This window comes from Limosilactobacillus panis DSM 6035 (assembly GCF_001435935.1).
In the GTDB taxonomy this organism is placed as follows: domain Bacteria; phylum Bacillota; class Bacilli; order Lactobacillales; family Lactobacillaceae; genus Limosilactobacillus; species Limosilactobacillus panis.
Map to the genome: position 1 here is coordinate 1 of NZ_AZGM01000095.1, position 330 is coordinate 330.

A 330-nucleotide genomic window follows, 5' to 3' on the forward strand; every position below is an offset into this window, starting at 1 on the left:
TTGCCGAATAGCTCGACGCGATTTAAAACGTGGGTAACCGCCCCGATGTTTAAATAGCATCTTAAAGGCTTGGGCGAGGTTGTGATTAACCACTAGAAAATTAGTTGAGTCACTAGCCCTAAGAAATGGGTATTCCTGTTTGAGTCTCTTCAGTAGATAATTCATCCCGTATTCATTGACAAAGTGACTACTAGGATTATTTTGATACCGCTCCTTGGCCATTGCCAACATTTGGTTCCAAACGAAGCGGTCGTTACCAAACATCTGCCACAATTGTTCCCTTTGCTGGGCATTGGGATATAGGCGAAGTTTGATCCCCTTTATAACTTG

General features: G+C 43.0%; 1 protein-coding gene. It reads right to left on the bottom strand.

Going from position 1 to position 330, the window contains the following annotated elements:
- On the bottom strand, positions 1-330 hold a 330-nt coding region (locus FD32_RS06440), incomplete at both ends, for a helix-turn-helix domain-containing protein (protein WP_202813174.1).